At 63.6% G+C, this 9,244-nt stretch carries 6 protein-coding genes, 1 tRNA gene and 1 pseudogene; 2 read left to right on the top strand and 6 right to left on the bottom strand.

The features are described from left to right. The 3 genes and pseudogenes from MOV75_RS17125 to MOV75_RS17115 all read right to left on the bottom strand — a co-directional run. Positions 1–294, bottom strand: a pseudogene (locus MOV75_RS17125) (ShlB/FhaC/HecB family hemolysin secretion/activation protein); the annotation flags it as partial. Positions 295–572: 278 nt separating this feature from the next. Then, positions 573–1,616: a helix-turn-helix domain-containing protein gene (locus MOV75_RS17120; RefSeq protein WP_246926791.1), complete on the bottom strand. Its 1,044-nt coding sequence runs from the start codon at positions 1,614–1,616 to the stop codon at positions 573–575. Positions 1,617–1,853: 237 nt separating this feature from the next. Then, positions 1,854–4,907: an AAA family ATPase gene (locus MOV75_RS17115; RefSeq protein ID WP_246926789.1), complete on the bottom strand. Its 3,054-nt coding sequence runs from the start codon at positions 4,905–4,907 to the stop codon at positions 1,854–1,856. A gap of 287 nt (positions 4,908–5,194) precedes the next feature. On the opposite strand from MOV75_RS17115, the gene MOV75_RS17110 reads away from it, so the two are divergent. Next, a complete protein-coding gene (locus MOV75_RS17110) occupies positions 5,195–5,686 on the top strand; it encodes a hypothetical protein (RefSeq protein WP_246926786.1) in 492 nt (163 codons plus the stop codon). 162 nt (positions 5,687–5,848) lie between these two features. On the opposite strand, the gene MOV75_RS17105 is transcribed toward MOV75_RS17110, so the two are convergent. Together MOV75_RS17105 and MOV75_RS17100 are read right to left on the bottom strand one after the other, a co-directional pair. Then, positions 5,849–6,814 (bottom strand): NADPH:quinone oxidoreductase family protein, encoded by a 966-nt coding sequence (locus MOV75_RS17105; protein ID WP_246926774.1) that lies wholly within the window; start codon positions 6,812–6,814, stop codon positions 5,849–5,851. Positions 6,815–6,858: 44 nt separating this feature from the next. Beyond that, a complete protein-coding gene (locus MOV75_RS17100) occupies positions 6,859–7,962 on the bottom strand; it encodes an alkene reductase (protein WP_247006241.1) in 1,104 nt (367 codons plus the stop codon). Positions 7,963–8,122: 160 nt separating this feature from the next. Between MOV75_RS17100 and MOV75_RS17095 the strand changes: the two genes are divergently transcribed. After that, positions 8,123–8,608 carry a helix-turn-helix domain-containing protein gene (locus MOV75_RS17095; protein WP_246926768.1) on the top strand — a complete coding sequence of 162 codons (486 nt, stop codon included), beginning with the start codon at positions 8,123–8,125 and terminating at the stop codon, positions 8,606–8,608. A 151-nt stretch (positions 8,609–8,759) separates the two neighbouring features. Here the strand turns inward: MOV75_RS17095 and MOV75_RS17090 are convergent. Next, a tRNA-Met gene (locus MOV75_RS17090) sits at positions 8,760–8,836 on the bottom strand. Positions 8,837–9,244 lie beyond the last annotated feature (408 nt).

Below are 9,244 nucleotides of genomic sequence, written 5' to 3'. Positions count from 1 at the left end.
CTGATCGGCCAGCGCATAGAGCCCCTTGATGCCGAGGCGCTTGCCGCGCACCGAACCGGCGATTTGTTCGCGCTCGGCGGCCGCCAGCAATTCCACCTTGCCGGCGAAGCGCACGCCCTTCACCATGACGCGCTCGCCCCGGTCCGGAATTGCGGCGGGCGACTGCTGCGGACGAATCTCGTCAGCTGCCGGCAATCTCTCCTGCTGCCGCAATTCCTGCTGCCGCTGCATCTCCCGCAGCAGCGATCCGGCATCCTGCGCCTCGGCCGGAGCCGTGGCGCCCGCCACCAGCATCGCCGCGAAGACCGCCCCGCACCGTCGCATTCCCATCGAAAACCCGCTTCGCTTGCACGGGCACGGCCTCCAGGCAATTAGGCAACAACATCAGCGACCTGAATCGCTTTCAGTGTCCCCCGGGAGATGGCTTTGGGCAGGCCCGGTTTGGGGATGCCACGGGCCACGTGTGAGCCGCCAGCGAAACTTCGAGGTGACGTCTCGATTTCTCATTGCGCGCAAAAGCCCAACGTCGATTTCACCCAATGCGCAAACCGTGCGATCTGGTCCAGGCCCTTTCATGGGGCGATGCCAGTCAACCACTTCCACCACATCTGCCGTGTGAGCAGTTGCGGGTCCCAGGAGCGGTGATCACGCGCCAATGCCCGGAATTCGCGCGGCGTCAGCCCATGAAGGCGTTGGAAGGCGCGAGTGAAGCTCTGAGGATGCAGGAAGCCGTGCGCCTCCGCGATCTCCGATATTGACTTGTGCCGCTGCGCCAAATCGGCGAGCGCCATCCGCGCACGATGCATGCGCTGCTCCTGGATGTAGCTCGCGATGCCGCCCGCATTCTCGAACAAGTAGGACAGCTTTCGCGGAGAGATGGAAAAATGGGCGGCGATGCTCTCCGGCGTCAATTCTGCGTCCAGAACACGTTCGATGACATGGCGACAGATCATGTCGAACAAGGCGAGGTGCACGCCGGCTGCCGCGTCCTCGCGCACGGAGCCGTTGATCACAGTTGCCGCGAGTTCGAGGGTCGGCTTCGCCAGCGCGTCGCCCTCCCGTACGGTCAGCAGAGGCGCCCGGCGCCATAGCGCCATCACATGATCCCGGAACATGCCGACCAGTGTGCCGCCGCCGGAGAAGATGCGCATGTTCTGTTCGTCCGGTGCACTCAAGAGCGGTTCAAACAGCGGGCGCGGCACGAAGAGGTGGATGCTGGCATAGTCCGGCGTCTCAGTCATCTGCGGCTGCGCGCAATCGAACGTCATGAAATCGCCGGCAGCGCTGGAGGCCGTCTGCTCGCCGAACCGCGGGCGGCAGCCACCCTCGACGTAGAACTGCAGGACATAATGGCTGACGCCGTCGCGTCCGATCTGGTAGCGCGAGCGGTCGAACGACTGCGCCTGCGTCCTCGCCGTGCCGAGCACGAGCGGGCCAAGCTGATAATATTCGACCCTTGCATGGAAGCGCTCGGGGTTCTTAAGCCGGGTCTGGCCGAGAAGGCCGACCTGCTCGTGCCAGATCGCCAAAGCCTGCTTGTGCGGCGTGCCCTGCGTATCAAGAACGAAATGAGGAAGCGGCGATCGCGCCGCCCCGTCTTGTTCTGCCCCGTGCACCTGACTTGACCTCCCACCGCTTGCGAACCGGCGCCAGAATACCTAATGCGCTTGCGTGAGGATTGCCAGACACTCGGGAGCTGCGTGATCGCGCCGGCGCGAAGAGCATGATGCGGAGAAGTTTGTAGAGGTTTCCGAAAAGATCATTGCCTTAAGCGCGATGAAGTGCGTCCCGACGCCGTCGTGCTCTGGTACGGGCGGGAGGACCGTCAGCGGGGCTGAATCCGCCCGCTCCCGTCAGGTCAGCTCGTCGCCTCGCGCCAGCATCCCGGCCAGCATCGCCTCGGCCTTGCTCTGGAGCGGCTGCGCGCCGCTTTCAGAGGCGATCGCGATCGCCGCACGCAGAGCGGCAAGGATTGCGGCCTTGTTCGCTTCGCTCGAGGGAGGCGTCACCACGGCTTCCCCGAACAGGGCCTCGGCCTCGAGACCCGAAAACCCCTGCTGCCGCGCTGTGTTGCGTGCCTCGCGCAGCATGTTCTGCGCGGCCCTGAAGTCGCCGAGCCTGTGGGCGGCCAGCGCCAGGTAGATCGAACTGCGCAGCACCGCCGAAGTATAGCCGACCGCTTTCGCCTCCTCACGCGCTTCCGTCAGCATGACCCGCGCGCGGTCGAACAGGCCCTGCTCCAGATAGGCCATGCCGAGATGGCAGGCGAGCACCGGCACGAACAGCCGGACCCCGTGCTTCTGCGCGAGGACGAACCCGTCTTCGAGAATGGAAGCCGCGGCTGCCGGATCGTTCTGCCCCAACTTCAGCCACCCACCGCTATAGGCCGCCGCGACGCGATCGTAAGGGCGTCCCGTCTCCTCTGCGATCTTAGCGGCCTCGCGCTGAAGCTGCTCGGCGGCATCAAGCTCGCCCATGACGGTGTGAGTAAATCCCTTCATCATGCAGCAGAGCAGAAGCAGATATTTCGGGGTCGTCCCGATCGGAGCACTGGCCTCCGGTCCCGCCAGCTGGACGCGGGCCATCGCCAATGCCTGTTCGGCTTCCCGGTAGCGGCCGGCGAGGAAATAGGCCTGTCCGAGCCCATACCGAGCGAGGTTGAGCCACCCCGGATTGCCCCATTCCTGCGCAAGGCGCACCACCGCTTCCGAGACCGCGACGGCTTCGACCGGCGCTCCGTAGAAGTTCTGTGCACCGGCTCTGACCGTCATCGCCGCGACCTTGCGCCCGATGTCGTCGATCGCCTCCGCCCGCCGCTCGGCATCCTTTCCAAGGTCGAGCCACTCGGCAACCTGGCCGGACGCGATGAAGGCCGCGCGTGCTTCCATCCGCAGATCGATGGCGTCGGCCTCCCGCAAAGGCGACATCGGCGTCTTGTCGAGCGAGCCCATCGCGACTTCGAAATAGCTGGCTGCGTCCGAAAACGCCGACCGGTTGAGGCATTTTCGTCCCGCGCTCTTGCCGTGGCTGAACGCCTTGTACCAATCGCGGGCGCGCACCGCGTGATAGCACAGCGTATCGGGCTCATCAGCGCCCGCTCCGTCGTTCTCGAGCCTCGCAAGAATGCGCGCGTGAATGTCCTCGCGCACCTTTTCGACCATCGAGTCGTAGGTCACCTGGCGGACCATCTCGTGCCGAAACTCGAGCGTGTCGTCCAATTCGCTGTCGATCCTCACCAGCAGCTCGGCACGATCGAGCACCGCGAGGCAGTCCTGAAGGGCGCTCTCCGGCAGCTCGACGAGGTTTCGCAGCATGGCGACGCTCGATCGCGGCCCGAGCGCTGCCGCGATCTGCAAGACGGAACGCTCCTGGCGCGAGACGCGATCGAGGCGCGCCGCGATCACGCCCTGGATGCTCGAGGGAATCCCGAGTTCGTCGATCGGACGCATCAGCGCGAGATCACCCCACTGGCCGTGGAGCGTTCCGCTATCCCTCAAGCCCCGGCACACCTCCTCGATGAACAGAGGGACGTTTGCCGTGTGCGAAATGATCCGGTTCTTCAGGTCGTCGTTCGCCGCGGAGGGGCCGAGCATGTCGGCCAGCATGGTCAGCCCGGAATCATCGTCGAGAGGCTGGATTGCGACGACTTCGGCGTGGCAGCGGGCAATCCAGACCGGCATGCCGTTGGGCCTGGAGGTGAGGAGGACGAGAAACCCCGGCACCTGAAGCGCAGCGATCGCAGCCATGACGGCATCGCTCGCCCGGTCGATCCAGTGCAGATCCTCGAGCAGAACGATGGTTCGCTGACGACTGGCGATGCTCTCGATGATGGCGCAGCTTGCGTCGGAGATCGCACGTCCCCGGGCATGGGGCTCGAGCTCGTTCCACTGTGGATTCGTTGTCGGCAGATCGAGCACCGCGTCGAGTGCACATTGTTGAATCTCGCCGAGCTCCTTCCGGACATCCGCCGGACCGTCGGGATCCTTTGCGGCGGCCTCCAGGGCAGATAGCAGGACGCGCTTGAGCGTACTGAACGGAGCCCCCTGGAGGTTCGGGCTGCATTCGGCGTCGATCAGGCGCCAGCCATCGGATCTGAGCTCCTGGACGAACTCGTGCGCCAGCCGCGATTTGCCGATGCCCGCGTCGCCGAGCAGCAGGACCGTCCGCCGGCTCGTTCTGGCGCTTTCGACAGCACGGGCCAGCAATGCCCGCTCCGTCGTTCGATCGACGAATCGCGAGACGCTGCGCGCCCGCCGCACCCGCCAGCTCGACAAGTCGCTCGCCCCCACGATCCGGTAGACCGGCACGGACTGATTGAAGCCCCGCAACGGCTTGCCGCCCAGATACTCGAATCGGACATGCCCTTCGGCAAGCTCCTGGCAGGCTTTCGACACGTAGATCTGATTCGCCTCAGCCGCCGATTCCAGGCGCGCGGCCAGATGCTGGGCGGCGCCACCGATTTCGTAGACCTTGGAAAACTCGCTCGCGACCATGTAGGCGACGACATGGCCCGAGTGCAGACCAACCCGGACCTGGAGCCCGGGATCGCCCAGGCCGACGACGCGCCGGACCAGTTCGATCGCCGCGTGGCAGGCCAGCGGAGCATGATTGTCGTCCGCGATCGGGGCACCGAACACCGCAGAAAGCCCATCGCCCAATTCCTTGCTGACGATGCCTCCAAACTGACGCACCGCGCCTCTCATCGCCGCCAATGCCGGCTCAAGGCGCAAGACGGCCTCCTCCGGATCGAGATCGGCGACAAGGCCTGTGGAATCGACGACGTCGGCGCGGAGAATCGTCACGAACCGGCGTTCGCTGTCCGGCTCGGAACGACGCACGGCCACCCCGCATTTGGAGCACCAGCTATCGCCTGGGTCGATCGCCGACTGACACGCGACACAATGCATTTCCGTGCCTTCAAAAGCTGCAGCGCCGCCGTTTGCCGACCGGCGCTCGCAAGGAGCCCGGCGCAAGATTACTCATCGGAAGATTCATGGCAATCGAACTTGCATGCCGCATGGCTGCATCTCCACCTGCAGCTCTCTGGACGAAGCACAATTTCGAGTGATAGCAATTACCCGCGCGAATGTGGGGCCGCGCGATCTAGGGGGCGCCGAGGCTTTCGTTCTGGCCGACGAGCTTTGCTGGGCTGCACGTCACCCGGATTGATTAGATCATATCGAAGGACAAGGCGATGGGTGGCAAGACATACAACGGCAAGCCGTTCAAGGACTTGATGAACAGCAACTACTACCCTCTGGCGAACATGAAGAAGAGCGTGGCCAAGCTCAAGGCATCGGACGACATCGATCTGCCGACCCTGGAATACGGCCAGTACCATCTGATCCTGACGCCGGCATCGAGATGGCCCCAGGGAAGCGCCAAATACTGGCACAAGGAGAAGGGCCGGGCTCGTCTCGACCTCAGCACCCAGCCGAACACGGTCCCGCTGTCCAGGGATGAGCCCGGTGTCATTCCCCTGACGCGATGCGACCTGCTCGATGCCTGCGTCCGGAAGTGCTTCAACTCCGAGCCGCCAATCCCGATGAAAACCAACATCATCGTCCACGCGCCAAACGACGCCTATGCCCACCGGCACGAGATCCGATTGGAGTGGGAGTACAAGAAGGGCTCGGACAAGCCGACGCTGCTCTATCTGACGATGGTCTGTCCGCACAGGGACTGATTGGAACGTTCTGCTTCGTTGCGAAAATGATGGTCGCTCGCGCCACAGGCGCGGGCGTTTTGTGTGCGTGCCGACCGCGAAGGAGGCCCGCCGGCACCCTCGCATAGCCCGGCATCGCTTCATGAGCTTGGCCGCGAAGCGCAACTCATGATCTTTGCGCTTTTATGCGGCCTCGCCCCAGGGCTTCAGAATGATCTTGCCCACACTGGCTCGTTCGGCGAGAAGACGATGCGCGTCTGCCGCCTTGCTCAGGGGTAGAGTGTGCCCGATCTGAACATCGATTGCGCCGGACTTGATGAAGCCGATCAGCTTCTGCAAAGCGGCGACCGCTTGTTGCGGCCGTGACTGAAACCAGCCACCGACATAATATGTAATCAACGACTGATTCATGCCGAGCATGGCATAGGGATTGACCGGCTTACGCTCGCGGGACGCCGCGCCGAAGACGACGATACGACCGAACGGCCCCATTGCCTGAAGACTCTGGTTCAGAACATCACCACCGGTTGCCTCGAGAACCACGTCGATGCCTTTTCCAGCGGTGAGTTCGCGTGCCTCCTTGACCCAATCGGGTTTGGTGTAGTCGAGCGCGGCGTCCGCACCGAGTTTCAATGCGAGTTCGCGCTTGGCCGGTGTGCTTGCCGCAGCAATGACCTTGCCGGCGCCCAGCAGCTTGGCAAGCTGCACCGCGTAAGTGCCGACACCGCCGCCAGCCGCCTGAACCAGAACGGTCTCGCCCGGCCGCAACTGAGCGCAATCGGCAAGCGTTTGGAATGCGGTCATGCCGGCCACCACCAGCGAACAGGCCTGGTCTGGCGTTAGGCCGTCCGGGAGAGGAATGACCTTCCCGACCTTGGCGACCGCATACTGGGCATAGCCCCCTGCCCCGCCATTTTCGAGCGAGGCAAACACCTTCGCTCCGACCGGGATCGTTGTCGCTCCGTCGCCAAGCGCTTCGACGACGCCCGCGATCTCGCTGCCGGGAATAAACGGAAGCGGCGAGGGAGACGGATAGGGATCGTTGTTGCGCCTGACGACGTCGGCAAAATTGACGCTCGCAGATTCAACCTTGATCAGGACTTCACCGGCGGCAGGCGCGGGTTTCGGAGCGTCCTCGTAAACCAGCACGTCCGGACCGCCATACTGGTGCAGCTGTACAACTTTCATTGAACTCACTCCGCGGCTTCGGCCGATTCGAGCGCCGGGTAGTCAACGTACCCGGGGGCACCGCCGCCATAGAAGGTCGCGCGGTCATAGGGATTGAGCGCGGCGCCGAGTTGCAGACGGCGCGGCAAATCCGGGTTGGCGATGAAGTGCCGCCCGAAGGCAACGGCGTCGCCCTGCCCGGCGCGGATCGCCGCATCGGCCGACGGGCCGATGAAACCGCCGGCGAGAATCAGGGTACCGGGCCAGAACGGACGCAGATCGTTGATCGCGAGCGGCGCTCCGGCCTCCCCTGCATCGGTGTTACGGGATTCGATCAGGTGGACATACGCGATCTTGAGTGGAGCAAGGCGGGACAGGACGTGGCTGTAGAGTCCGATCGGGTCAGCCTCGCCGGCATCATTGACCACGCCGAAGGGTGACAACCGGACGCCGACACGATCTCCGCCCCAGATCTCGACCAGCGCAGTCATCACCTCGATCAGCAGGCGAGAGCGGTTTTCGACCGAGCCGCCGTAAGCGTCCGTGCGCTGATTGGTCTTGCTGTGAAGGAATTGCTCGATCAGATAGCCGTTTGCCCCGTGCAGCTCGACGCCGTCAAAGCCGGCAGCCAGCGCGTTGCGCGCGCCTTCCCGGTAGGCTTCGACGATCCCCGGAATTTCGGCGAGATCGAGCGCGCGCGGCGTCTCGAACGGCACCATGGCGAACGAAGGCGTGAACGCTTTGCCCGCGGGAGCAATCGCCGACGGCGCGACAGGCTGCACGCCGTCCGGCTGGAAGCTCGAATGGGAAATCCGGCCGGTGTGCCAGAGCTGCAGAAAGATGACGCCGCCCTTGGCGTGAACCGCATCGGTGATCTTCTTCCATCCCGCGACCTGTTCGGCTGAATGAACGCCCGGCGTTGCCGGATAGCCCTGCCCATGGGGCGTGACCCGCGAAGCCTCGGCAATGATCAATCCGCCTGATGATGCGCGTTGCGAATAATAATCGACGGCGAGGTCCGTCGGCACATTGCCGGTCGAGCGCATCCGCGTGAGAGGCGCCATCACGACGCGATGCGAGAGCGCGTAGCGACCGAGCTTGAGCGGGGCGAACAAGTGCGCGGAAGTCATGGCGTCATCCTTCGTTTGAGAACGAACAGGAAGCCCGCAAAATGGGATCCCTCATTCTGGTTTCATCTTGAAACCATGGACAACATGACGGAGATGGTTTAAGTTTGCAACCAGTATCTCATCACATCGCCGTGGGCGCCGTGGCAGACGAGGCAAAAGGATGAAAGGTAAGCGGACCAACCTCGATGATGCAGCCTGCGCCATTGCGCGATCGCTCAGCGTGATCGGCGACTGGTGGTCGCTCCTGATCATCCGCGATGCGTTGGCTGGGAAGCGGCGGTTCGGTGAGCTTCAGAAAAGCCTCGGGATGGCAAAGAACATCTTGTCGGTCCGGCTGCAGAAGCTCGTCGAGCACGGCATCCTCGCCACCGCTCCAGCTTCGGATGGCACCGCCTACAAGGAATATGTCCTCACCCCCAAGGGGAAGAAGCTCTACCTTGTCCTGGTCGCGCTCTGGCAGTGGGGCGAAGAATATTGCTTCGCACCCGGCGAGCTCACCTACGACATGGTCGACAGGGAGACGCAGAAGCCGTTTCAGCCGCTCGAACTCAAGGCGCGAGATGGACGCGTACTCGGGCCGCGCGATATGCGGGCATTGCCGCGCCCGGCGCCAAAGGCGCAGCGCAGAGCTTCATCAAGCCGATAGATGCATGTTGCGCCTTGCGGAACACTGCCGTTCACGGGGCGCATGATTTTAGGGATTTCCGGACGGCCAAGACCGCGCCGGTGAATCACCCAAACAAAAATGGCCCGCGTCATGCGGGCCATTTTCGTATCGGATCCGGTCGATCCGAATTTGGTTGCGGGGATAGGATTTGAACCTATGACCTTCAGGTTATGAGCCTGACGAGCTACCGGGCTGCTCCACCCCGCGTTAAACACTTGCACGCCTTCAGTGAGATCCCGGGGACGGTCGGTTGAGGCCGGCGCTGTTCGCGTGGCTTTCCGCTTCCGTCCCAAAGGCTTCCTTGGAAGGCAACCCCGGGCAAAGCCCGTCGGGTGCGGGGCGTATGTACCAACCCAAGCTGCCTTTGGAAAGGGCTGCGGGAACGTTTTTTTCGACTTTATGACAAGCGAATGGACCGATTTCGGCGGCGTTCCGCCCGCTCTTGCCAGAAGTTCCACAAAGGACCAGCTTGCGGCAACAAGATTAAGGCCAAAGCGCCGGCTGAGGGAGGATTCGCCCGTGGACAAATCCCTGACGAGCGCCCCGCTGCGGGCGCTGGAGGAGGCCTTCCGCGCCATGGTCGCGCGATCACGGGACGAGCCGGCGGCCGGCCTT

The sequence above is a fragment of the Bradyrhizobium sp. PRIMUS42 genome (assembly GCF_023006515.1).
In the GTDB taxonomy this organism is placed as follows: Bacteria; Pseudomonadota; Alphaproteobacteria; order Rhizobiales; family Xanthobacteraceae; genus Bradyrhizobium.
The sequence above is the reverse complement of the archived record's forward strand: the minus strand, read 5'-3'. Positions and strand labels throughout refer to the sequence as shown.